At 42.0% G+C, this 23675-nt stretch carries 23 protein-coding genes and 2 pseudogenes; 6 read left to right on the forward strand and 19 right to left on the reverse strand.

What is annotated here, in order from left to right:
* Positions 1–83: 83 nt before the first annotated feature.
* On the reverse strand, positions 84–2318 hold the full coding sequence (locus ACR65H_RS06095; RefSeq protein WP_440499276.1) for a YcdB/YcdC domain-containing protein: 2235 nt from the start codon (positions 2316–2318) through the stop codon (positions 84–86).
* Positions 2319–2491: 173 nt separating this feature from the next.
* Positions 2492–5206 (reverse strand): aconitate hydratase AcnA, encoded by a 2715-nt coding sequence (gene acnA / locus ACR65H_RS06100; protein ID WP_440499277.1) that lies wholly within the window; start codon positions 5204–5206, stop codon positions 2492–2494.
* A 277-nt stretch (positions 5207–5483) separates the two neighbouring features.
* Here acnA and ACR65H_RS06105 point away from each other — a divergent pair, with 277 nt between their 5' ends.
* Entirely contained in the window at positions 5484–6029 is a 546-nt protein-coding gene (locus tag ACR65H_RS06105; protein WP_440499278.1) for a cysteine hydrolase family protein, read from the forward strand.
* 111 nt (positions 6030–6140) lie between these two features.
* Positions 6141–6395: a GlsB/YeaQ/YmgE family stress response membrane protein gene (locus ACR65H_RS06110; protein WP_440499279.1), complete on the forward strand. Its 255-nt coding sequence runs from the start codon at positions 6141–6143 to the stop codon at positions 6393–6395.
* Between the two features lie 50 nt (positions 6396–6445).
* Here ACR65H_RS06110 and ACR65H_RS06115 read toward each other — a convergent pair whose 3' ends face one another.
* From ACR65H_RS06115 to ACR65H_RS06135, 5 genes are all read right to left on the reverse strand, one after another.
* On the reverse strand, positions 6446–7105 hold the full coding sequence (locus tag ACR65H_RS06115) for a lytic transglycosylase domain-containing protein (RefSeq protein WP_440499280.1): 660 nt from the start codon (positions 7103–7105) through the stop codon (positions 6446–6448).
* A 26-nt stretch (positions 7106–7131) separates the two neighbouring features.
* The gene (locus ACR65H_RS06120) at positions 7132–7731 is read right to left on the reverse strand and encodes an SCO family protein (RefSeq protein WP_440499281.1); all 600 of its coding nucleotides are present in this window, start codon (positions 7729–7731) and stop codon (positions 7132–7134) included.
* 109 nt (positions 7732–7840) lie between these two features.
* Positions 7841–7969: a YvrJ family protein gene (locus ACR65H_RS06125; RefSeq protein WP_440499282.1), complete on the reverse strand. Its 129-nt coding sequence runs from the start codon at positions 7967–7969 to the stop codon at positions 7841–7843.
* A gap of 91 nt (positions 7970–8060) precedes the next feature.
* Entirely contained in the window at positions 8061–8279 is a 219-nt protein-coding gene (locus ACR65H_RS06130; RefSeq protein WP_440499283.1) for a DUF2922 domain-containing protein, read from the reverse strand.
* Positions 8280–8299: 20 nt separating this feature from the next.
* Positions 8300–8518 carry a DUF1659 domain-containing protein gene (locus tag ACR65H_RS06135; RefSeq protein ID WP_440499284.1) on the reverse strand — a complete coding sequence of 73 codons (219 nt, stop codon included), beginning with the start codon at positions 8516–8518 and terminating at the stop codon, positions 8300–8302.
* Positions 8519–8637: 119 nt separating this feature from the next.
* Here ACR65H_RS06135 and ACR65H_RS06140 point away from each other — a divergent pair, with 119 nt between their 5' ends.
* Entirely contained in the window at positions 8638–9063 is a 426-nt protein-coding gene (locus tag ACR65H_RS06140; RefSeq protein ID WP_440499285.1) for a DUF2621 domain-containing protein, read from the forward strand.
* A gap of 42 nt (positions 9064–9105) precedes the next feature.
* On the opposite strand, the gene ACR65H_RS06145 is transcribed toward ACR65H_RS06140, so the two are convergent.
* The 7 genes and pseudogenes from ACR65H_RS06145 to ACR65H_RS06175 form a co-directional block, all read right to left on the reverse strand.
* Positions 9106–9630, reverse strand: a complete 525-nt coding sequence (locus tag ACR65H_RS06145) for a CcdC family protein (RefSeq protein WP_440499286.1) — start codon at positions 9628–9630, stop codon at positions 9106–9108.
* A complete protein-coding gene (locus ACR65H_RS06150) occupies positions 9623–9952 on the reverse strand; it encodes a thioredoxin family protein (protein WP_440499287.1) in 330 nt (109 codons plus the stop codon). Before ACR65H_RS06150 ends, ACR65H_RS06145 begins: the two co-directional genes overlap by 8 nt.
* A gap of 68 nt (positions 9953–10020) precedes the next feature.
* Entirely contained in the window at positions 10021–10731 is a 711-nt protein-coding gene (locus tag ACR65H_RS06155) for a cytochrome c biogenesis CcdA family protein (RefSeq protein ID WP_440499288.1), read from the reverse strand.
* Between the two features lie 160 nt (positions 10732–10891).
* The gene (locus ACR65H_RS06160) at positions 10892–12673 is read right to left on the reverse strand and encodes an ABC transporter ATP-binding protein (protein ID WP_440499648.1); all 1782 of its coding nucleotides are present in this window, start codon (positions 12671–12673) and stop codon (positions 10892–10894) included.
* 5 nt (positions 12674–12678) lie between these two features.
* The gene (locus ACR65H_RS06165) at positions 12679–14433 is read right to left on the reverse strand and encodes an ABC transporter ATP-binding protein (RefSeq protein WP_440499289.1); all 1755 of its coding nucleotides are present in this window, start codon (positions 14431–14433) and stop codon (positions 12679–12681) included.
* A 74-nt stretch (positions 14434–14507) separates the two neighbouring features.
* Positions 14508–14840 (reverse strand): YolD-like family protein, encoded by a 333-nt coding sequence (locus ACR65H_RS06170; protein ID WP_440499290.1) that lies wholly within the window; start codon positions 14838–14840, stop codon positions 14508–14510.
* 28 nt (positions 14841–14868) lie between these two features.
* Positions 14869–15288 (reverse strand): annotated as a pseudogene (locus ACR65H_RS06175) (DinB/UmuC family translesion DNA polymerase); the annotation flags it as partial.
* A gap of 505 nt (positions 15289–15793) precedes the next feature.
* On the opposite strand from ACR65H_RS06175, the pseudogene ACR65H_RS06180 reads away from it, so the two are divergent.
* Positions 15794–16341, forward strand: a pseudogene (locus tag ACR65H_RS06180) (IS4 family transposase); the annotation flags it as partial.
* 320 nt (positions 16342–16661) lie between these two features.
* On the opposite strand, the gene ACR65H_RS06185 reads toward ACR65H_RS06180, so the two are convergent.
* The 4 genes from ACR65H_RS06185 to ACR65H_RS06200 all read right to left on the reverse strand — a co-directional run bounded on the left by ACR65H_RS06185 (position 16662) and on the right by ACR65H_RS06200 (position 20215).
* Positions 16662–17309, reverse strand: a complete 648-nt coding sequence (locus ACR65H_RS06185; RefSeq protein WP_440499291.1) for a hypothetical protein — start codon at positions 17307–17309, stop codon at positions 16662–16664.
* A 4-nt stretch (positions 17310–17313) separates the two neighbouring features.
* Positions 17314–17826 (reverse strand): matrixin family metalloprotease, encoded by a 513-nt coding sequence (locus tag ACR65H_RS06190; protein WP_440499292.1) that lies wholly within the window; start codon positions 17824–17826, stop codon positions 17314–17316.
* 777 nt (positions 17827–18603) lie between these two features.
* Positions 18604–18933: a YolD-like family protein gene (locus ACR65H_RS06195; protein ID WP_440499293.1), complete on the reverse strand. Its 330-nt coding sequence runs from the start codon at positions 18931–18933 to the stop codon at positions 18604–18606.
* 28 nt (positions 18934–18961) lie between these two features.
* Positions 18962–20215 (reverse strand): Y-family DNA polymerase, encoded by a 1254-nt coding sequence (locus tag ACR65H_RS06200; protein WP_440499294.1) that lies wholly within the window; start codon positions 20213–20215, stop codon positions 18962–18964.
* Positions 20216–20588: 373 nt separating this feature from the next.
* On the opposite strand from ACR65H_RS06200, the gene ACR65H_RS06205 reads away from it, so the two are divergent.
* Together ACR65H_RS06205 and ACR65H_RS06210 are read left to right on the forward strand one after the other, a co-directional pair.
* On the forward strand, positions 20589–21509 hold the full coding sequence (locus ACR65H_RS06205) for an ArsR/SmtB family transcription factor (protein WP_440499295.1): 921 nt from the start codon (positions 20589–20591) through the stop codon (positions 21507–21509).
* A complete protein-coding gene (locus ACR65H_RS06210; protein ID WP_440499296.1) occupies positions 21506–22723 on the forward strand; it encodes an MFS transporter in 1218 nt (405 codons plus the stop codon). The genes ACR65H_RS06205 and ACR65H_RS06210 overlap by 4 nt, the downstream gene beginning before the upstream one ends.
* A gap of 111 nt (positions 22724–22834) precedes the next feature.
* Here the strand turns inward: ACR65H_RS06210 and ACR65H_RS06215 are convergent, their stop codons facing one another.
* Positions 22835–23539, reverse strand: coding sequence for a class I SAM-dependent methyltransferase (locus ACR65H_RS06215; protein ID WP_440499297.1), 705 nt, complete (start codon positions 23537–23539; stop codon positions 22835–22837).
* Positions 23540–23675: the final 136 nt, after the last annotated feature.

The following is a 23675-nucleotide window of genomic DNA, read 5'->3' on the forward strand; positions in this document are numbered from 1 at the left end:
TGAAAAAACCGCATTCCTCCCAATCAAGGGGTGAATGCGGTATGATGCTAACAGGTGATTAATTAACTACTACCGTCTATCGGTTAATAGTATTGTATGCCTCTTCCACTTTCAGCAATTGCATGGGCTAGCCGAATCGTCGACACCGCCAACTCCGCATACGTCACTTCGCGTTCAGGGTTGAACCGATTTTGCTCCTCTTGCAATAAGCCCATCGAATTCGCCATCGCTACATAGCCTACATTCGCAGATTTTATCTTATCAGCATCTTCAAAGCCTAACGAAAAGATGCTGCTATCTTTTGCAGCTTTCTCAAGCCCCATTACACGGATCATCCAAACCGAAAGCTCTTCTCTTGTAATTGGTGCATCGGCATCAAAGTCCTTACTATCCGCTTTGATGATTCCAGTTTCAACCGCACGTTCAATTTCTTGATATAACGGGTGTTTCGCATCGATATTTTCAAATGTTTGGTTTGTGTTTTCCTGACCGTAAAAATAACTGCCGTGATAGAAATATGTGAGTGATTTTATAAGCACGTTCAATGCTTCTCCTCTCGAAATGGAAGCATCGCCGTTAAAAGTGTTCGCATCTTTCACATCCAGCACTTTGGCGTTAATAAGATAATTGAGCTCCTCTTCCGCCGAAGGATGTGTTACGGTAATTGAATCTTTGCCATTAAATAAGTTATTCCATTCCCCGGTATTGGCATTTACATAACTAAATGGGTCATCGTTGAAAACAGGCAAATATACGAGGTCATAGTGATTTTCCTTTTCATTTTTAGCATGTTTCATATACGTGAGCTTAAGCGTAAGTGCCTCTTCTAAAATCTTTTTTGCCTCTTGTTCTGAAATGACATTGTCGCTGGATGGCCAGTTTTCCATCTCTTGATAATTGACATTTAAACTATTCAAAGAACCGTCACCCGCAACCCCGACATGAATCTGATCGCCCGTAACGATAATACCATTCATAATTCTTGGGAAGGCAAATTGATACGTGCCTAATCTATCGTCAAAATAAGGCTCATCGACAGGCAATGCATACATGTGAAGATAGGAAGGGATCCATTCTTTTACATATTTCACAGCTTGCTTAAGCGCTTCCTGCTTGGAAAGGGCGTTATTTTTTTCAGGATCTTCCCCAACTTCGGTAAGTAGATGATCTTTCATATTGTAGTAGCTAAGAACTTCCCCTGTCTTCTTATTAATCTCTATGCCTGATCCTGAACCGCCAGTCGCATGTTGATACATATATTGAACGTAAATGACTTCCTGCCCATTGTAATTCTCCATTTCATGGATCGACTCGATTTTTAACTTTACTTTATCCGAATCAATGGCAAGAAATTTTTCAGCGATTTTCTTTGCTTCTTCTACCGTAATCCCGTCTTGTTTTACCGGAAGAGGTTTCTCTGTAATTGCTTCAATTTTTGTTTTGCCCGGAAGATCAGTTGTATATCCGTCTGCAGTCATCCATTTTCCTGTTGCCGCTTCTATCCCTTGCAGTTTTGCAGTTGGTCGATAGATGAGCTCTGCACTTCGATCACCTGTTTGATAATCATAGTTAATTTGATAATTCAACTCTACGGATAGATTCGCTTTCACTTGCTTTACCATGTCATTCTTATCTTTTAAATGTGTAACATCAGCAAAAGTAGAGTTTTTAGATTGTGAAAACATCTTGTAAAAGCTGACGACTTCCCCGTTTCCTAATACGGACACATCCATTCTTTGGTCAGCGATGGAAACTTGATTTTTTGTTCGTGAGAATGTAAATGAATAACGGATCGGTTCTGTTAAGATTTGCTGCGGATAATAATTGTATATGTCAGTTTCTAACTGATAGTCTTTTCCATCAAGAAATTTTTTCATAAAATCTTCTGCAATTTTCTTTGCTTCTTCTTTAGATACTTTTGCAGGAAACAAAGCATCTTTTACATTAGGAGGTTGATAGGAAAAGTATTCAATGTCCAAGTCCTCACCAACAAATCCAATATTCCCGTACACTCGCTTTCCATCAATCATTTTAGTGAAATAAAGGTCATGCCGCACCGTTTCGTCCTCAGGGTAAATATGAGAACTGTTCATTTGAAAATCACTAATCTTTAAGAAATCAAACTGGTTTGGGAACATTTCTCTAAACTTTTGTACCAATTGTTCTTTCGATATGACATTGTCAGTGGAAGCAACTTGGATCCGTACTTTTTCTGGTTGTCCATTATTCGTAGTTGAAGCGTTTGCAATCGATGAAAACATGCCAAAAGACAAGACGGTAGAAGTAACAATCATACCTAGCTTTTTTACATTCGCCAATATAATCCTCCTAAATTGCATTTCTTAGTACGTTTTTAAGCAATCGATAGATTGTATGATTGTCCGATGAAGAAAATACCGAAACCAAGTTACATGACATTAAATGCGCTGCTTTTATAAATAAAACATATAGAAAAGGCGCCCGATTTACTCGGACGCCTTTGTTCTGCTTATTAATTGTTTTTCATTTTATCACGAAGAACCATTTGAAGGATTCCGCCGTGACGGTAGTAATCTACTTCTACGTCAGAGTCGAAACGTGCTAACACGTCGAATTCTTTGACGGAGCCGTCTTTTGCAGTTGCTGTCACTTTCAGAATATCGCGTGGTTTTACACCTTCCGCGATGTTTACGCTGATTTCCTCTTCGCCTGTTAGGCCAAGTGTTTCAGCGCTTTCCCCATTCAAGAATTGAAGTGGAAGAACTCCCATCATGACAAGGTTTGAACGATGGATACGCTCATAGCTTTCAGCGATGACTGTTTTGATACCGAGCAATGAAGTACCTTTCGCAGCCCAGTCACGTGAAGAGCCCATACCGTAGTCTTTACCTGCAAGGATTGCAAGGCCAGTTCCATCTTCTTGATAACGCATTGCTGCATCATAGATTGGGCAGATTTCTTTTGTTGGCCAGTATGTTGTGAATCCGCCTTCTGTACCTTTTGCAATTTGGTTACGGATACGGATGTTCGCGAATGTACCGCGCATCATTACTTCGTGGTTCCCACGGCGAGAACCGTATGAGTTGAAGTAACGTGGCTCTACGCCGCGCTCGCGCAAGTATTTACCGGCTGGTGTATCTTTGCCGATAGCACCTGCAGGAGAAATATGGTCCGTCGTAATGGAATCACCGAATTTACCGATGACGCGAAGTCCGGAAAGAGCTTGAATGTCAGCAGGCTCTTTTGAAAGACCTTCGAAGAACGGAGGGTTTTGGATATATGTCGAGTTTTCATCGAAATCGTATAAAGAATCGTCAGTTGTCTCGATTGCATTCCAAGCTTCGTTTTCTGTGAATACGCGAGCGTATTCTTTACGGAATAGTTCAGGTGTTACTGTCGCTTTTACGACTTCCTTCACTTCTTCCGAAGATGGCCAAATGTCTTTAAAGTAAACATCTGTACCGTCTTTCGCTTTACCGATCGGGTCTTTTTCAAAATCAATATCAACTGTTCCAGCAAGTGCATAAGCGACAACAAGTGGCGGTGAAGCCAAGTAGTTCGCTTTTACGAGCGGATGGATACGTCCTTCGAAGTTACGGTTACCGGAAAGTACAGAAGAAACTAATAGGTCGTTTTCTGTAATCGTTTTTTCGATTTCAGGAAGAAGAGGACCGGAGTTTCCGATACATGTCGTACAACCGTAACCGACTGTGTTGAATCCGATTTGATCCAAGTATTTTGAGAGACCGGAGTCTTCCAAATAGCCTGTAACGACTTTTGAACCTGGTGCTAATGACGTTTTCACGTATGCAGGAGGTGTAAGACCTTTTTCGACAGCTTTCTTCGCAACAAGTCCAGCACCTAACATAACGTAAGGGTTGGATGTGTTTGTACAAGAAGTAATTGCTGCGATTGCAAGATCGCCTGTTTTCATGCCGACAGTGCGGCCGTCTGCAAATTCAACTGTTCCTTGCTTTTCGAATTCTTTCGGAGTCAAACCAAAACCTTGGTTCCCTTCAGGAGCTACAACAGAATCTTTGAAAGAACGTTGTAGTTCTGTTAGCGGAATCATATCTTGTGGACGTTTCGGACCAGCAAGATTTGCTTCGATTTTAGAAAGATCGATTTCGATTACTTCTGTGTAAGTAGGCTCTTCGTTATCTGGTGTGAAGAACATATCGTTTTCTTCAAGATATTTCTTAACAACTTGGATATGGTCTTCTTCTCTTCCTGTTAGGCGCATGTAGTCAAGGGATTCTTCGTCAACTGGGAAGAAACCGCAAGTTGCACCATATTCAGGAGCCATGTTGGCAATTGTCGCACGGTCTGCAAGCGGTAATTTCGATACGCCAGGACCGAAGAACTCGACAAATTTACCGACAACGCCATGGGCACGAAGTGTTTGTGTCACTTTCAACGCAAGGTCAGTTGCAGTTGTTCCGTTTGGAAGTTCGCCAACAAGCTTAACACCAATTACTTCTGGAATTGGGAAGTATGAAGGTTGACCAAGCATGCCTGCTTCTGCTTCAATACCACCAACACCCCATCCAAGAACACCGATACCGTTAATCATTGTTGTATGGGAGTCAGTTCCGACAAGTGTATCTGGGTATGTTTCGTATGTGCCGTCTTCGTTTTCAATTGCGTGTACAACGCTTGCAAGGTACTCAAGGTTAACTTGGTGAACGATACCAGTTGCCGGAGGAACAGCACGATAGTTATCGTAAGCTTTTTGAGCCCAGCTCAAGAACTGGTAACGCTCAGCATTGCGTTCAAATTCAAGTTCCATGTTCAAGCGAAGCGCATCCTCAGAACCATATCGGTCAACTTGTACCGAGTGGTCGATGACAAGGTCAACCGGGATTTCCGGGTTGATTTTGTTCGGGTCTCCGCCCATTTCTGCCATTGCTGAACGAAGGGATGCAAGGTCAACGACTACTGGAACTCCAGTGAAGTCTTGCAGAATAACGCGGGAAGGTTTGAAAGGAACTTCTGCGTCCTTATCTGCATCTTTGCCCCATTTTGCCAAGTTTTCAACGTGATCATCTTTGATCACATAACCGTCATGTTGGCGCAGGACGGATTCAAGTAGCACTTTTACTGAGTATGGTAGTTTGGAAATGTTTGCAATGCCAGCTTCTTCGAGGGCTTTCAGACGATAGTAGTTATACGTCTTGCCATTCAATTCGAATGATTGGCGGCTATTGTGCAAATTGCTTTTTGCCATTGTAATTCCTCCTTTATTGAAAAGGTTGTGTGTAAGCGTTTCTCTATTCCATCATAGTACAGGTACGTTGATAAGTAAAATACATAAAAATTATAGTCTTTCATAAGAAAACATGATGACCATATGTATGAAGGCATAGAGAACCAGCTCACCGTCAAGTATATTCTGAAAAACTCATTCATGCAAAGGTTTGGTTTCATACTGATAGAATTCTACTGAATTTTTTCTATCTTTGTGGCATGATGATAAGGAAGATTAGGTAAAGGGAGTGGGATTGTTGAAAAAAGCATTATTAGTAATTGACTACACATATGATTTCGTTGCGCAGGATGGCGCATTGACGTGCGGTCAACCCGGCATCGACCTGGAAGCGTATATTGTCGACTTGACAAAAGATTTTTTGACAAAAGAGGATCTTGTCATTATGCCTGTCGATCTTCATGAAGAGAATGATCCATACCATCCTGAAACGAAGCTGTTTCCTCCGCATAATATTAAAGGTACTGCAGGACGATCTCCTTATGGTGCGTTACACACTTTGTACGAGGAAAATAAAGATAAAATTATTTGGATGGATAAAACACGATTTAGCGCTTTTGCAGGCACCGACCTTGAATTGCAGCTCCGTGCACGTGGCATAACTGAATTGCACCTCGTGGGCGTTTGCACAGATATATGCATTCTTCACACAGCAGTCGATGCCTATAATCGTGGCTTTTCTATCGTCATCCATGAAAAAGGTGTAGCAAGCTTTGATCCAGCTGGACACGATTGGGCACTACGTCATTTTGAGAAGACCTTGGGAGCTAAAGTCATACAGTGACGATCATCCTTTTTTGGTGATTCAATTGCGATAGATGTTTAATGTATGGAAAAAACGGATATTCAAATACTACATAAGCAATTATGAATCACTAAAAAGGAGATGGAGCAAATGAGTTTTATTTGGTTTCTAATTATCGGAGGAGTTATCGGTTGGCTCGCAGGACTTATTTTAGGAAAAGATATTCCAGGCGGAATCATCGGTAATATCATTGCAGGTATTATCGGCGCATGGATCGGTGGAATGTTGCTAGGAGAATGGGGTCCTAGAGTGTCTGACTTCTATATCCTTCCTGCATTACTCGGCGCGATTATTCTAGTGTTTATTGTGAGCTTGATCATGAAATCAATGCGTAGAGCTACTTAATTTTTAAAAGGTAACAAAAAGCGTCAAGGGATTTTTCCCTTGACGCTTTTTTATTCGTTCTGAAGTCTTTGGGTTTCAAATTCATTGAAAAACCATAATACGTCTTCTACATATTTGTCGCTATGATTGTAATGGAATATCGCTTTTTCAATTTCACCGTCGGCAGCACCGCTTTTGGATAAATAGTTGGCTGCGCTGAAGATAGCATCTTCAATATCAAAAGGATCGGCAATCCCGTCTCCGTTCGCATCGACTCCATACCCGCCATACTTTTGAATGACAGCAGGATCTGTCTTGTCCTTGTCAGGTATATTCCCTTTTCCAAGCCCTTCGCACCCTGGATATCCCCAGCCTACAAATGTGCAAGGCATGAACTGCATATGCCCTTCAGCACCCGCAGGAGATAACAATGGATCCATCGTTGAAAACCGGGTTTCTATTCGATGATGGGCAGCGAGTAGTGTCCAAGGAACACTATATTCCTCCGCCGCTGCTTTATAGATCGGAATATACTCCTCTGGAATAACTAAAGAAGTGTGACGATCTTGGTATTCCAGCAAAGTGCTTGCCGATTTCTTTATGAGTTCGGGGTTCTGGATGCCTGTATAAATGATTGCCGATAAGGTGAAGGTGGTTACAGCGACGGGGATGAGCAAAACGATCATAAAGATTTTCGTTTTAATGGATAACCCCTTTTTCTTCTTCTTCACTGCACCACCCTTTTCCGTTCAAAATGTTACGATTTAGGCTCTTCTTTAATGAGCGCTTTCATATCTTTTATAATATCTTCATATGGCACGTCTTCTGCGCCGTTATACGTCTTCACAGACACTCCGTCTTTATTGATCAAACTGAATGCAGTACCGTGAGTGACTTGGTCCACTCCTGGCGTTTTACTGACGAATGTCTTGAATGAACCAATTGCCAAGTTTTCAATCGTTTCCTGGCTATAGCCGGTCAACATTTCCCATTTGCTTTGATCGACAGGATCGAATGTATCCAAGTACTCTTGCAATGTTTCTGGCGTATCAATTTTCGGGTCTACACTGAATGAAACAATTTTATAATCTTCGACACCTTCGTCATGCAACATCTGCTGAAGATCTGCCATATTAGCCATCATCGGCAGACAGACGGTTTCACAGTTCGTGAAGACAAACTGGGCAATCCAGACAGTTCCCTTCAAATCGTCGAGAGATACTTGTTCATGATGCTGATTCGTAAACTCAAACGGATCAATCTTATACTTATGATCCGCTTTAAATCCGCCCATTGAACATGCGCTCAATAATAGCATAAGCATCATGATGAATGATAAAAAGATTTTTTTGCGCATATACAGACTCCTCCACTTTCAATACTTACTTTATCATAGTGGATAGGTGCTTATCAAACAACCGTACGGACCAATCCTTCTTGTCGAAACATTGACGTTTCAGTGAAGTTCATTTCACATTTAATGAAACGAGGGCACTATGGATCGCTTCCAGCTTCGTTTCAAGCCGGTGCAACAGATAGAATGATACAAATATCGGAAATCCGATCTGCTGTATAAGTTCCAGCCATTGTTCCATTTTGAAACCTCCTCTCCCATAAAGCGCAGGGCGCCTGTAGCTAGATTCAATTTAAAAAGGCTCCCAGCGCGGGACTGGGAGCCGAATACGATTATGCTTTTACAAGTTCGGTGACAGTACGCTCGATGATTCGTGCGCCTTTCACGGATTCAAGCAGAGAACCATCTACTTCAAATACACCCGAACTGATGATTTGCTGCATGGCTGCCTCCACTTCGGATGGTGTCAATCCGTTTTTCGGCTCATCTACAGTGATGGACGTCTGCTTCCCTGCAGCTGTTAGAAAGTTCAATTGTAATGTTGTTGCCATTTCTCATTCCCCCTTTTTCATTAATTCATAATGTCTGCTGTTTCCACTTTCTCCGCCCCGATAAACGGATATTCGGACAACTGTGCCAATTGTAAAAGAGCGTTATACAGATTTTCTGCAGTTGCCCCTTCTGCTAGATTGCGATAGGTTTTTGATTTGCGAATCATTTTCCCATCTTCTGTCATACCTCCGTCGAAATACACTTTTCCGACTGCATGCCTGAATTCGATTGTCGCCATTTGCTTTCCCCTCCTTTCACACGTTATATAGACCGCGGAAGCGAAAAAGGATACTTTGTCCGTGTACTTTTTTGAAAAAGCTCTTATAATGGGGAGTAGAATGGAAGAGGTGAAGACAGTTGCAAGACTTGTTTATATGGTTCATCATTTTTTGGTGTGTCGTTCTAATCGGGCTTTTCGGAATCGGTGGCTTTTTCATGTTCCGCAAATTCCTAAAAGTGTTTCCGAAAGCAGACGGCAAATCGACGCTTGACTGGGAAGAACATTATGTGAATGAATCCCTTCATCTCTGGAATGAGGAAGCGAAAGATCTTTTGAATGAACTTGTCAGCCCCGTTCCGGAATTATTCCGCGATGTCGCGAAACAGAAGATCGGTGCAAAAATCGGCCAGATTGCGTTAGAGGACCGCGCAAAGACGATAGGCTTTGATCATATTATCCGCGGCTACATCGTCGCTACTCCTAAACGCGATCATAAATTTTTACGAAGAAAATTGGACTCTATGGAAATCGATCTCACACCTTATGAGCATTTATTTGATTAACAAAAGCGGAGTCTAGACCGTCACTCAAAAAAACCTCCTGCATTAGGAGGTTTTTTCAATGGAATTCTTTAATTTGTAATACTTAACTAGCATTCCGATACGCCATGGGACAATCATGCCGAATGCCAATATCCAGAACATGCCGCCAAGCTCTCCCACATTAATAGAACTGCTTAATATCAATTTTGCTACAAAACGTATGATAAGCAAACTGAAAAGGATGATTATAAAAGCTTTGGACTTCTTGACATAGAGCTTGTCGTCCTTTTCTTCAAAATTCGTCGTTATTATCAATACAACGGAAAATAGCAATCCGACACAGATCGCTTCGATGACTTGAGGAAACGGCACCCTGAACTCTTCAAATAAAAACATGAGCGCCCCTGTCGACATGAACAGTGGCGGCAAAATGATTCGTTTCGGTGAAATTGGTCTTTTTGCCGCTTTTGTCCGCACGATGAATGCCATTGTCCCCATAAAGAGGAATAGAAAAGTCGAACCGACAATCAAGTAAATAGAGGGGATTTCATTGAAAATGAAGTCAACGAACTCCTGAAGTTTAAGCATAATCCTCCCCCCATTCCCCTAACTCATCCATCCGATGTTTCAGTTGCTCCATCGGAACGAACCTGGCGAACCTGGTCATTTCCTTTCCTTGACGGAACAGCAAAACGACAGGAGCGGTGAATAATGAGAGTTGCCCAGCTACTTCGGGGACTTGTGCCGCATTGACTTTATAAAATGGGAAAGGATATTTTTTTTCAAGCTCGGCCACTTGCGGATAAAGCCCTTCACAAACAGAGCAATGATCCGTTTTTACAAACAATAGAAGCTTCGGCTCGCTTGCTGATATAGTAAGCCATTGGTCAAAAGAATCGATTTCTTTCACCGGCACTTCCTCCGTTTCACAATCAATTATGCCTCCAAGCAAAACACTCGGAGGCTCTGGAATGAATCTTAAAACCCTTGGAAATCTCCAAATATCGGGCTTAGTAAGCTTGTTAGGAAAACGATGCCGTCAAAGAACAGTAATAGTCCAAAGGCAATCATAATATAACCGCCGATTTTCATAATAAGATTACTGTTTCTGCGAATCCAGCCAAGTCGTGTAATGAAAAACGACAAGACGAAAAATGGAATCGCGAACCCGAGCACATACATCATCATATACAGCATGCTGGAACCCGGATTTGCTGCTGCTAATCCGATAATCGCTCCGATGATTGGTCCCATGCATGGCTGCCAGCCTGCTGAAAAAGCAAGTCCGATCAAAGCCGTCCCTAAATAACCAGCTGGACGATTTTTGAATTGCAGGCGATGCTCTTTCATTAAGAATTTCGGTGTAAACAATCCGATGACCATTAAACCAAACAATACGATGAAAATAGCACCGATTTGCCTAAGAATATCTTTGTACTGTACGAAAAAATTGCCGACAAATGATGTACTGAATCCTAAAAAGACAAAGACGATTGAGAATCCGAGTAAAAAGAACAGTGTATGGAGCATACCATTCCGATTCATCCGTTTTGAATCTGATTTCAGCTCTTCGATCGACATGCCGGTGATATAAGATATGAATGCCGGATACAATGGCAGGACGCAAGGCGAAATGAAACTCAGGAAACCTGCGCCAAATGCTAGAAATATATTCAAATCAGTTCCCATCATTCTCTCCCCTTCATTTTTCTTCTCCCATCGTACCAAATCCGAAGCCGAAATTCGCTCAATTTGACTGTGAACAATTAATGAACGTATCGTAGGTGCTCTGAACTGCAATAAAAAAAACGATTCGCCCTCGCAATGAATGCGTTGGCGAACCGTTATGTTACATAGCGTCTTCCACGAGACCATTTTGTAATTGATACATCATGTAATAGAGTCCTTTTTGTGACAGAAGCTGCTGGTGCGTTCCGCGTTCGACGATTTCCCCTTGATGGAGGACGAGGATGAGCTCTGCATCCTGGATTGTGCTCAATCGATGGGCGATCGCAATTGTCGTACGGCCTTTCCGCATTTTTTCCAAACTTGCCTGAATGGCAACTTCTGTTTCCGTATCGATATTCGCAGTCGCTTCATCTAATACGAGGATTTTCGGGTTCGTCGCAATTGTCCGCGCAAATGCGACCAATTGACGCTGTCCGCTCGAGAATGTCGACCCTCGCTCTGTAACCTTTTGCGAATATTTATCCGGCAGTTTTTCAATGAATTCATTCGCTTGAACAAATTCAGCTGCAGCTCGGACTTCCTCGGAAGTCATTTCCTTATTATGCAGACGGATATTACTTTCAATATCTCCATAGAATAAGAATGGATCCTGTAGGACAAGCCCGATCTTCTTCCGCAGTTCCGCCTTTGGCAAGTCTTTTAATGAGACTCCATCAATGAGGATTTCACCTTGGCCATATTCATAGAACCTCATAAGCAAGTTGATGATGGAGCTCTTCCCGCTTCCCGTATGACCGACCAACGCAACTGTTTCGCCGGCATTCGCTTTGAAGGAGATGTTTTTCAGCACATCATTCTTGCCATCGTAAGAAAACGTCACATTTCGGAATTCGATCGTTCCTTCTTGGATTTCCTTATGCTCTGTTTCCTGTTGGGCAGGCTCCATATCCGGATCATCCATTAATTTGAATACTCGAGATGCCGAAACGAGCGCCTGCTGGAAAATGGACATCCGCTGCATTACTTGCTGGACCGGCTGGAATAAACGACCAATCAGCGTCGTGAATGCATAGATGATCCCTACTTCGACTGCACTATCAAGTGACATGAATCCGAAATAACCGAGAACGAAAACGATAGCGAAAGCGTAAAGCAAGTCGATGAACGGCCCTAGAAGAATACTATCGAACTTAATATTCCGCATTCCTGCACGATAATGGCCTTCGTTAATATCATCAAACTCACTTGCCAACCGTTCCTCCTGCCGGAATGCTTGGATCATGCCCATGCCTGATAATGACTCGGCGATTTTAGCATTCAATTGGCTCAATCGTTCGCGAATATCCTGATAGAAATCGGCGCTGTAACGACGATAGACTATGATAATCGCCATAAATAACGGCAATAAAATCATTGATACAAATGATAATTTCACATCAAGTGAAAAGAGCGCGATGTAAACACCGATAATGACGAAGATCGCTTGCAGGAAAGTGACGACGACGCTAACGAACATTTCCTTGATTGATTCCGTATCATTCGTCACACGCGAGACTATGCTTCCTGCCGGTGTCCGGTCAAAATAACGCATGCCAAGCCCCTGTACTTTTGTAAATACATCAATCCTCATTTGTTGAATAATCTTTAAGGCTATGTCCTGAAAACGGAGCAATTGAAAATAGGACACAACGACAATGAAAATCTGCAAACCGATGTAGACGAGCGCTAATGTCAACACTTCGTTTTTAGGGAAATGAAGAGGCGTCAAATAATCGTCGATGAATGATTGGATGATTAGCGGCCCGACAATGCTCCCCGTTATCGTTAATACAAGGAAGAACAATGCGACCGTGATGCTTACTTTATGCGGGATTGCATAGCGCATCAACCGTTTAAAAACGATCCACTGGTCCTTTGCCGTCAATTTAGGCTGTTTTTCCATCTGCATTATTCTTCCCCTCCTTGCTCGACAAGCACTTCCAATTGCTGCAAGTCATACATTTCCTTATACCTTCCATTCAACGCAAGTAATTCTTCATGCGTTCCCGCCTCGACGATCGTTCCTTCATGCATGACGATTATTTTATGCGCATGTTGGATGGCACTTAATCGGTGAGACGTAATGACTGTTGTTTCACCTGTCCGTGTTCGTTTCAGCGATTCAAGGATCGCTTCCTCGGTTTTTGCATCGACCGCGGACAGTGAATCATCTAAAATGAGCAATTCAGGCTGCATGATAAGCGCACGTGCAATAGATACACGTTGCTTTTGGCCTCCCGATAAGGAAACGCCGCGTTCACCTACGACTGTCTCATAGCCTTCAGCAAATCCTGTAATATCGTCATGGATATGCGCAAGCCTTGCCGCTTCGTAAATTTCTTCCCGATCTAATTTCGGATTGGTAAATGCAATGTTTTCTGCAATCGTCGTAGAGAATAGGAAATGATCTTGTGGCACGTAACCGATCGATTCACGTAAACGCTGCTGTTTATATTGGTTGATCGGATGCCCGCCATATACGATGCTTCCTTTATATCCTTCAAATTCTCTCAGCAATAATTTCAAAATTGCTGTCTTTCCAGAGCCGGTCTTCCCGACAATTCCAAGTGTCTCCCCACGTTTTATAGTGAAATGTACGTTATGTAGCGCCGGACTTTCATCGTCAGGGAATTTGAACTCTTCGATGTCGAAGTGGAGATCCCCTTCTGGACGTCGATCGATAGCCCCTGTGACATCTTTAATATCCGGAGCGATCGATAATAGTTCCGTAATACGGCTATACGATGCATTTCCGCGTTCCACGATGTTGAACAGGAACCCGAAAGCGAGCATTGGCCATACGAGCAACCCAAGGTATGTACTGAACGCCACCATATCACCGATGGACATATCTCCTGCTATGATAAATTTAGTTCCGAAATAGAAAGATAGAATATATGATACCGCAAAGATGCCTGTGATTGTCGGATCGAAAAGTGCATCCACTTTCGCCACTCTCATATTTTTAGCGACGACATCCGTCGATAGATCCGTGAAATCTTCAATATCTTCCTTTTGCTGTCCAAATGTTTTGATTACTTTAATGCCAGAAATGCTTTCCTGCGTCTTATCATTTAGATTGGAGAATGCTTCTTGAGCGAAGCGGAAACGCTTGCGCAGCAATCTTCCGTAATAACTTGTGAGGAAAATCATAAATGGAAACGGGATGAGTGCAATGACTGTCAGTTTCCAGTTGATCGTCAATGCCATCGTCAAGATGACGAAACCTCCAGTGGAAATGGAGTCGACAAGGGTTAAAATTCCCATTCCTGCCGTCTGTTGAACGGCGTTGATGTCATTTGTCGCATGTGCCATCAAATCCCCGACTCTCCTCTTTTGATAAAAAGAAGGTGACATTCTCGTAAAATGATTGAATAATTTCTCTCGCATCGTTCGCGATAATAGCACCGCGGAGCCAAAGATCATGACGCGCCAATAATAGCGAGACAGATACATCAACACTCCAGCAATCGCCAGGATGATAAGCCACTTCGTCAGCTCGGAAGCTGTCAATGTGGCTTCCGTAATATCGTCGACGATCAAGCCGATGATTTTCGGAGGAAGCAATTGCAATAAGGAAACGAACACGAGCGCTGCGACCCCGAGTCCATATTGTTTCTTCCGTTGTTTGAAAAACCAGCCAAGCTGTAGTAAAACTTTCAAAGTAATCCCCCTTTTTCTCTATCTTTGAATAGTCTATCAAAAGTCCGAACAATAGAAAAGGTACGAAACGTAAATTATTCGGATTCTGAAATACTTTTCAGGTGGACAAATGGGATACTGTGTGTTTCACCGTTGTCAGAAACGAGGTGCAGCGTCCCGTCCAATGTGTTAATTTTTTGGATGTGTCCTTTTCCTTCTGTTACTTTTTCGTGGTCCCAATAGTGTATGGAGATTTGTAAATTTCTTTCTGCGGCTTCATGGATTTGATAGTTCCATTGTTCGAGTTGCTGTTCATCAGGCTGCTGCCTAATTTGCAGTTCGTCTTCCTTTTGCCATTCACGCAGCTGCTCGATATGTTCGGGCAGCATCATCGCCGTCCATTTGATACGTCCTCGGTCACGGATCATCAGATCATCTCCCTCTTTAATTGCAAGATTACTTGTAATGCCCGCCAATGAGTTTCGAGCGATGGACGGCGGTTCCTGCGTCTGTGTAGGAAACCGCTCGCAATACAGCTGTGGAGCCGTATTTTTTGCGCAAGGAATCCATCGTCGCGCCAAGCTGGCGATTACGCCATTTATGCTCATCGAAAAAGCTAAGCTGCATGGCATATTCGTTTTCAAGATTCGCCAGACTAATGGCGATGCGCCGTACGGGGCGACCGTCGTGGAATTCGTCGAGCAGCTTCATGCAAAGTCGGTAAATGGCCATCGTATCGTTCGTCGCTTCGTACATCGAACGGGAACGACCGAATCCCCCTCCGAGCGAATTCTTCGAATAGCCGATTGATAGATGGACTGTGCGCCCCGCCTTGCCTGCTTCCCGCTTTGTGTAATCGCGGTATAGAATCAGTCCCCATAGTCGCTCCGTCCGTCCTAAGTCAATGAAGCTTTCATCTATTCTGTTGTCAAGTAGTTATATAGTATTTGTCTTTTAAAGAGCGTTTTTCGGATTTTGAACTCCATTGGGCAGTTGTGCTCCAGAGAACACTACTGAAAGAAAAAGTATTTTAGAACTCATGGAAAATATAAAACCTATAGCCGATCTCAGGGACATCGAACACACGGACAATTCTACCGACATTTACAACGGAAGAGCGTGAAGATAGCGTAGCTGTCGATAACCGAGAATAAAATTGCAAATTATAAAAGGCTATGGAATTTTTTCATTCCATAGCCTTTTGTCAGCAGGCGATAACCGTTAAAGATAAAGGTTTCCGCGGCGTTCAATCCGATTACCCAATGATATTCACTTTCGGTTCATACTCACTTAATACTTCAATCACATATCCAGATGTTATATAGACGTGATGTTCAACATTGGGGACATGTTCGCTTCCCAGCATCGCTACGCCATCATACCATGCCAAGGAAAAAAGGACATTCTGCGCTCAATTCAGACAACCATGACAACAACGGCTGTGGCCGTAAAAGTGGTCTTTATCCAAAACAGAAACAAGAAGAGTGAATGGCTTGCTATTTTGAGCACGGATTGTTCATTGACCGAAAAAGAGATTGTTCGTATTTATGGCATGCGTTGGGATATTGAAATGTTCTTCAAGGCGACGAAGTCGTTGTTAAAACTCCAAAAGGAGTTTCATGGGCGCTCCTACGACCTCTTAATTAGCCATACGACAATCGTCTTCGCCCGCTACATCGTCCTGTCCTGGCAAAATCGATGCAATACGGATGATCGCACGATAGGCGGGCTTTTCTATGAGTTATGTGATGAAGTGAACGAACTTGATTGGGCTGTCGCAATGCAGCAGTTGATCGAGCTTATTCAAATGTCCTAAAAAAGGAAAGCCGAGTATTTAAGAGAATGATGCAAAGTCAACTAGAGCAATGGATGGCTGGATTACCCAGTTATATCAAGGCTTATTTACCTATTTCTCTCTGCGAAAGTTGAGTTAGTAATTATGAAATTGATTCAACTAACAAAATATATTCAAAATCATCCTAATTCGTCTATTTCAAAATATGCAATGCCTCTTTTAAAAAGGGCAATAATCCGTCTTGGATCAATGGTCCCGATTGGTTGAATATATTGAATGCCCGAGTGTTCTTCCGACCGAAGGTTTGCCGCTCGCTTCCTTCCTACTGATTCCATGCCGCCACGGACACTTAACTGTTACTTCTGCTTTCGCAGTTCGGGATTTGCATCCTATAGGCTATGCCCAAGTGGGCACACTAAAAAAGCAATCCAGTACAGGACTGCTTTTAAAAAACTCATTGCAAGTATTCTTTGTATTTATTCCGTGCTTTTTCATGTATTTCATCTACGTGCTGTTTGTTTTGTAACAGACTTTTTGCATACTCAGTCTTTGCTTCGGCAATCGCTTTGCGAAATGCACTCTTTTCATTGCTTAACGGGACAACTCCGTATCCAACACCAGACGGAACGTAATTATCTCCAGTTTCTGATTTTCTTAAAAATAATAAGTATTCTTTATCAAGTTCCATTGGTTCGTAGTTCCCGATATAATACATTTTATCAGTTACAGGGTCATACCCCGAGTTTTCTAATACGGCTACTGTTTCATTCACATCGATATTCCCTTTAATAACCTTTGTTATTTTTATATCTGATAATGTATAAATTACCACAGGAGTACCTTCGAATCTTTCAATTGTCGCATCATTTTCATGTTCTTTTTTTGCAATGACAATTAAATTACTTTCTTTTTCAACATCATTTAAATCTGAGTATTCGGACATTTTTCCGTCGAAAATCATATACTTATCATCAAATATATGATCCTCATAGCCATTATCAAAATCACTCTCGTTTGAAACAATTGATTTGACAAAAATTTTATTACCAAGGACCAGAAAAGTTATTAATATCAATGAACCAATTATTAGTCTTTTCTTCATCTACTCATCTCCCATATTTTGCTTTCATTCCTTCTTTATCATCAGGTAAAGGGTATGCCTTTCCATTAAAACCATTTTCACGCATAACAGCATTAATATCATTTATTTTTTGTGTATGATGTAATCCAATTGCGTGACCAACCTCATGAACCACAGTTTCATCCTTTTCATCAGGGGTTCCATTTTTAAAAGCTCTGTAATAAGTTATATGAGTTTGCCTAGTATTTAAAGGTGCAGCATAACCAAAGTATCCATTATCAATATCTAAAAAGTCTTGATATATGTTGGGATTATAACCTCCCGTGTTTGCATTCACGAGAAAGACATAAGCTCCTTGGTAATTCCAAGTAGTTACCTTATTCATATGACTTTGATACGGTGACACAGACGCATAGTTATAATAATATGCATTCGATCCTACATATTGATCATTAAGATCATAGGCATATGCTGGCAAACAAATAGATATTAATAATGTAAAGATTAATGCAAAAAACAAATTTTTTCGGTTTTTCAATCTCTCCACCTCTTTTTTGTATTCTCGGCCTTTATTATACTTTTACTCCTTTCTATTTTTATAAAAACTGTGTGGTTGTCCAATATCCCCTTCGCCGCCATTGGAATAGGTTTCCATCCTTTCTACTCTATTAGTTGCTTTAGAGTCAATATCTGCATCCCACTTGACTTAAATATTGCGCTTAGTCGATGCTTACTCTATTCTGCGATAATATCAACATATTAAAGCCATTTTTTTTAATCTCGTGTCAAATTTAAGGTTGTTGCCAATGCTACAGTTGAGCTAAGAAAGAAAAATCGGTCAATAGTTTTACGGAATTTACCATATTTTGTTTTCCTCCTTTTTCGTATTACATAAACCGTACAACATAAAATTTGAATCGGAAATATATTCTATGAAAAGAAATATCGGGAAATTTCATTGAGCAAATAGTCCAATTCCAAGTATTTTTAACTTGACATCATATCTAAATGTTGATGTATTACCATTCTAAATTGGGAAAATTACTTAAACAAAAGTAAATTCTCAATAATTACCTTGAAGGTAACTTGAAGTATATACATTTAACTCCATATTATTGTGTTTCCAATCAATTTTATCCGCTTTATAAATGATCAAAAAAATACCCTTTTAATATGCCAATTATTTGGCACGTTTAAAGGAAGGAGTAAAAGGGATTGGAAGAGTCTGAATTATTACCTATAGTACAGAAAAAATTGAAAACAAGAATTAGCACAATCTAGCACTAATTCTTGTTTCATTAAGGATATTGATTTATTATCCCATGCATTGCAAGTTTAGGATATCGGCTACCGGTACCCTCTGTAAATTGAATGAACCTTCTAGCACAATACACATTCCTGGATAATCAATATCTTCAACTACTCCCTGATAATAAATAATACGTCCGTTATTCCATACTTTAATTAAGGTCTCGCATTTCATCTTACACACTAGTTCAAGCTCTTCTTGAACTAATTGCAGATCCCACTCGTTCAGTTCCGGTCTCGCAATGTAATTATCAAGGTCTGTCCATTTTCGTAGCTCTGCTACATGCTCCGGCAGCATCATCGCCGTCCATTTGATACGTCCTCGGTCACGGATCATCAGATCATCTCCCTCTTTAATTGCAAGATTACTTGTAATGCCCGCCAATGAGTTTCGAGCGATGGACGGCGGTTCCTGCGTCTGTGTAGGAAACCGCTCGCAATACAGCTGTGGAGCCGTATTTTTTGCGCAAGGAATCCATCGTCGCGCCAAGCTGGCGATTACGCCATTTATGCTCATCGAAAAAGCTAAGCTGCATGGCATATTCGTTTTCAAGATTCGCCAGACTAATGGCGATGCGCCGTACAGGGCGACCATCGTGGAATTCGTCGAGCAGCTTCGTGCAAATCCGGTAAATGGCCATCGTATCGTTCGTCGCTTCATGCATTGAACGGGAGCGCCCGAATCCCCCTCCGAGTGAATTCTTCGAATAGCCGATTGACAGATGGACCGTTCGCCCTGCCTTGCCCGCTACCCTTGCCCGCAATGCGACGTCTTCACACATTTCAAGGATGACGATGAGGATGTCTTCCCGCTTTGTGTAATCGCGATACAGAATCTGTCCCTTTCCATAGCTGATCTGTCCTTCGACGAGCGGCGCGCCGAGATCGGATAAGTCGATGCCATGCGCATGATAATACAATTGATTGCCCATGACGCCAAATTTCGTTTCAAGCCGTTCAAGGGGCGTGCGGGCTAAATCGCCTACTGAGAAGATTCCCATATTGTTCAACGTCTTTTCAAGCCGGCTGCCAATACCCCACATCCGGCTGAGCGGCGCGACCGGCCATAGCTTTTTCGGCACGTCTTCATACGTCCAGCGGGCAAATCCGGTCTTTTTCGCATCCAAGTCAAGGGCTAGCTTTGCCATCAGCATATTCGGCCCCATTCCGCAGGCGGATCGGAGCTGGTATTGGCTGACAAGTTCATCTTGAATTCTCTTGACGGTTTTTTCAGGGTCTCCCCATAGCCGCTCGGTTCCACCTAAGTCAATAAAGCTTTCGTCGACAGAATACACATGGATTGCCTCTTTCGGCACATAGCGGTTCAAATTTTTGGCGATTTCCATCGAGACATCGATGTAAAACTGCATTTTCGGTTCAATCAGTCGTATGGATGGATCATCGGGAATTTCATAAAGCCGCATTCCAGTCTGCACGCCGAATTCCTTTTTCAAGGCGGGAGAAGCCGCTAGGACGATGCCACCCTTCCGTTCTTTATTGCCGATGATGGCAATCGGCGTATCCATGATATCGAGTCCTTCAATCGCAGCCGCACAACTGGCATAGAAGCTTCGCATATCGAGGCATACGATTTTCCGGTCTGGCAAATTTTCGTACATATGCATCCCTCCCGAAAGTAAAAGAACATCCGTTCTGTATAGTATACCCAGAACGGATGTTCATATTCAATGGTTCTTAATGCCAATTGGGAAAAATGGAAAGTGAATTGTAGCGACATAGTCTTTTAGCCTTACATTTTACAAAGAAAAACATCCACTACTATTCAGTGTAAAAATTTAATGTTTATTGAATCCTTAGTTCCAATAATATAGAATGAAATAAAATTGGAACTTTAGGAGGTACCCTTTGAAAATAATAAATTCAGTGTCACACGCAGAAACCATTATCCTTAAAGTGGAACAGTCGCTAGTCTGGGAATTGATAATGGGGATTGCTGGCTATACACATGAGCGGATGAGGCACACGTTTGAAATGAATGAAGAATGGAGGACAGACGAAAACGCGATGCCCTCTTCACTGGTCAAGCTATTAAAAGAGATTGAAGAAACTAATCTTTGGTATGGCATGATTTTACTGCAAAATCAATTTTCCGCCGTTTCCATTCAAGAATATTCGAATTTGCTTACGAACGCTTCTTCAACGGATGATTTTTATAAATGGCTCCTCCCCTATCATGATCGACAGTCTGAGTCATTAAAAATAGAAGCAGCCTGTAATCCAGAACAAACGGAAGTATGGGAAAAATACGCCAGCCTCTTTGAGGGACATGACTATTTAGGGGGATATGTTCGCGAGCTTCATCATCGATCCAAACATGAAATATGTGACTTGATTACTTGTGTATTAGTAGAGTGGAAAAGTTGGATGTCGAAAAAGGATGATTGGGAGAAATGGCTACAGGCACTTGCCTTTGAACAGAAACAGCATCGTCAACTGGATATGAAAAATCCTGTTTCTGAAATCGAACGTGTGACGGGCGGCGTTGAATACCTGCCAGAGCCATCCATTTGGTCGGTTAAACTCATCCCACAGGTTTCCTATCGGCCTTGGGTGCTAACCATTCGTACTTCTGATGTTAAGCTCTTCTTTTATCCTGTTAAAGAAGAGTATCTGCTCGAACCGGGTATTCCTTCAAATGAGCTGATTCGTGGCCATAAGGCATTAGGGGACGAACTTCGCCTAAAACTGCTGTTTCAACTTCAGAAAAGACCTTTGTCCTTGCAAGAATTAAGTGGCCAATTCAACATATCGAAAACAACGCTTCATCATCAACTGGCATTATTGAAAGCTGCCAAATTCGTCAGTGTGGAAAAAGGGATCTATTCCATCAACTCCAGAAAGCTTGAAGATTTCTCCAGCCAATTGACGCGATATTTGGGAACAGAATTATGAAGAAGTATTCCAAGTCCTTCAGATCCTTATGGATTGGTGAGATTGTCTCCGAATTTGGTGGTGCCGCCGGCGCTATTGTCAATGGGTTGCTATTATATGAACTGACAGGTTCACGGGAGTGGATGGGCATCCTGTGGCTCGTTTATTTTATTCCTTCATTGGTGCTGCAAGGTGTCAGCTCGCCTTTTCTTAATCATGTCATCAAAGAAAAAATGCTCAAAAATATCCAACTGATACGAGCGGGTGCCTATCTACTGCCATTAGTCGGTTTTTGGATTGGAACGGAGACAGGGTCCATCATCGGCTTGGTTATTCTGCAATGCATCTTAGGCCTGCTTCAGCCCATTTTTGCCAGCCTTTCGTTTTCTTTGCTGCCGGAAGTCTGCACAGAAGATGAATTGGCCGATGCCAACGGATTATTGGACGGAACCCTTCGGCTAATGGGCTTTCTTGCTCCGGGTGTTACTTCGCTCTTGTTATTGTTACTGCCCATGCACTGGATATACGGTATTTCGGCAATCCTGTTCTTCATCAGTTTCCTGGCACTGTCCCGAATTCCGCAAACGAGCACGCAAAAAGTGGCAACTTGGACCAAAAAGTTCTGGTGGTCTGAAATGAAAGAGGGGTACAGGAATTTCTTTAGTTATCCTGAACTCCTGCGTTTAACATTCCTGTCTTCTACAGTCCAATTTGCGGTGGGGGCAACGCTGGTCTTGAGTATTCCCTTCATCCAGGGAGAATTGGGGGGCGAGACATGGGAGTATGGCATCTTCAAGGGGGCATTTCCTGTCGGTTATGTAATCGGAATGCTTCTTCTGACCAAGCTTCCGAAAAGCCCCCGAACGATGTACCTCGGTTTGATTGGTGGCGGCTTTTCCTTTGTACTATTGTACTTTGTCCACTCGGTCACTCTAGCATGGTTATGTGAACTGATGGGTGGTATCCTGTTTCCTCTTTTCAACGCCCAAAGTGCAGCCATTTTCCAGCGGGAAGCCCCAAGAGACCGGTTGGCACAGTTAAGCGCAGTTCGTTTTCTGTTCCTACGTGCCTCCATGCCATTAGGAATTCTGTTCGCTTCCCTGCCTTTCTTAACATTAAATATTCGTCATATTTATATCGGAATCGGTTCCGTCATTATTTTGCCAGGGTTCTATTACATAATCGCTTCCCTTCAAACGAAGAAAACGTTAATCTCGCATAAACGTCAGATATGAGAGTGTGAATATCAACTTTTTGAAAACCCGAAAAGGGATAACGTGTATTTTATGAGTAATATGTGTTATCCCTATTCTTTGTTTAAACATCAGACAACCTTATAGAAATCATTACTTTCTAAATAAAGCAGACCATAAAGCGGAAATCCCGAACAATTCATTTGTTGGGTCTACTTCTTTCATTTTTCGTATTTCTATTTCTTCAAAGTCTTTAAAGATGGTCCTTAATCGATCTTCAGTAAACCCTAAGCCCCCCTGAAGACTTCGTAATCTGTAAACTTCCCAATCAGTAATGTCGGCTCCCCCTAATTCACCCCCTTGGACAAAACAAGTGATTGCAAAGTAACCACCCGGTTTTAATGCTTTTTGTACCAAATTTATGTAACTCATTCTTCGGTGAGGAGCGATATGATGAAAACAGCCTGAATCATAGACAACATCGTATGATCCTTCTTCAATTTGAAGATCAAAAATATTTTTCTGGATAAAGTTTACCTGTAAATTCTTTTCTTTCGCTCGTTCAATTGCCCATTGAAGTGATTGCTCCGATAAATCAACTGCGTCAACAGCATATCCTTTTTCGGCAAAGTAAATTGCATTCCGACCTGGTCCACAACCGAGTTCAAGTGCTTTTCCTGAAGTTCCTATAAGTACATTCTCGAAATAACCAACTAAATTTTCGTCGGGTTTATTGGCGAAAAAAGGTATGTCTTTTTCACGATTGGAATAGAAATCATCCCAAAAATTAGTTGGTTCACGTAATAAAGCGTCTAACATCACCAATAAATCTTCATAGCTATTAATTGTTTCCTTCAAAACTATCCCCTCTTCCCCAATTGAAATCTTTCATACATAGATAATTGTATCTAGAATCTTCAAGGAGTTGGTTTCATTTAGATTAATAACACATTAAAAGAAGGGAAGTTTAGATACCGAACGTATTGGAGTTTTT

The sequence above is a fragment of the Sporosarcina sp. SAFN-015 genome (assembly GCF_059415085.1).

Coding starts and splice junctions, on each gene's coding strand:
- ACR65H_RS06205 (WP_440499295.1), top strand. CDS start 20,589: ATGAATGAAGAATGGAGGACAGACGAAAACGCGATGCCCTCTTCACTG.
- ACR65H_RS06110 (WP_440499279.1), top strand. CDS start 6,141: ATGAGTTTTATTTGGTTTCTAATTATCGGAGGAGTTATCGGTTGGCTC.
- ACR65H_RS06155 (WP_440499288.1), bottom strand. CDS start 10,731: ATGGGAACTGATTTGAATATATTTCTAGCATTTGGCGCAGGTTTCCTG.
- acnA (WP_440499277.1), bottom strand. CDS start 5,206: ATGGCAAAAAGCAATTTGCACAATAGCCGCCAATCATTCGAATTGAAT.
- ACR65H_RS06195 (WP_440499293.1), bottom strand. CDS start 18,933: ATGATCCGTGACCGAGGACGTATCAAATGGACGGCGATGATGCTGCCG.
- ACR65H_RS06145 (WP_440499286.1), bottom strand. CDS start 9,630: ATGCTTAAACTTCAGGAGTTCGTTGACTTCATTTTCAATGAAATCCCC.
- ACR65H_RS06210 (WP_440499296.1), top strand. CDS start 21,506: ATGAAGAAGTATTCCAAGTCCTTCAGATCCTTATGGATTGGTGAGATT.
- ACR65H_RS06120 (WP_440499281.1), bottom strand. CDS start 7,731: ATGCGCAAAAAAATCTTTTTATCATTCATCATGATGCTTATGCTATTA.
- ACR65H_RS06135 (WP_440499284.1), bottom strand. CDS start 8,518: ATGGCGACAATCGAATTCAGGCATGCAGTCGGAAAAGTGTATTTCGAC.
- ACR65H_RS06125 (WP_440499282.1), bottom strand. CDS start 7,969: ATGGAACAATGGCTGGAACTTATACAGCAGATCGGATTTCCGATATTT.
- ACR65H_RS06170 (WP_440499290.1), bottom strand. CDS start 14,840: ATGATCCGTGACCGAGGACGTATCAAATGGACGGCGATGATGCTGCCC.
- ACR65H_RS06160 (WP_440499648.1), bottom strand. CDS start 12,673: ATGGAAAAACAGCCTAAATTGACGGCAAAGGACCAGTGGATCGTTTTT.
- ACR65H_RS06185 (WP_440499291.1), bottom strand. CDS start 17,309: ATGAAGAAAAGACTAATAATTGGTTCATTGATATTAATAACTTTTCTG.
- ACR65H_RS06200 (WP_440499294.1), bottom strand. CDS start 20,215: ATGTACGAAAATTTGCCAGACCGGAAAATCGTATGCCTCGATATGCGA.
- ACR65H_RS06130 (WP_440499283.1), bottom strand. CDS start 8,279: ATGGCAACAACATTACAATTGAACTTTCTAACAGCTGCAGGGAAGCAG.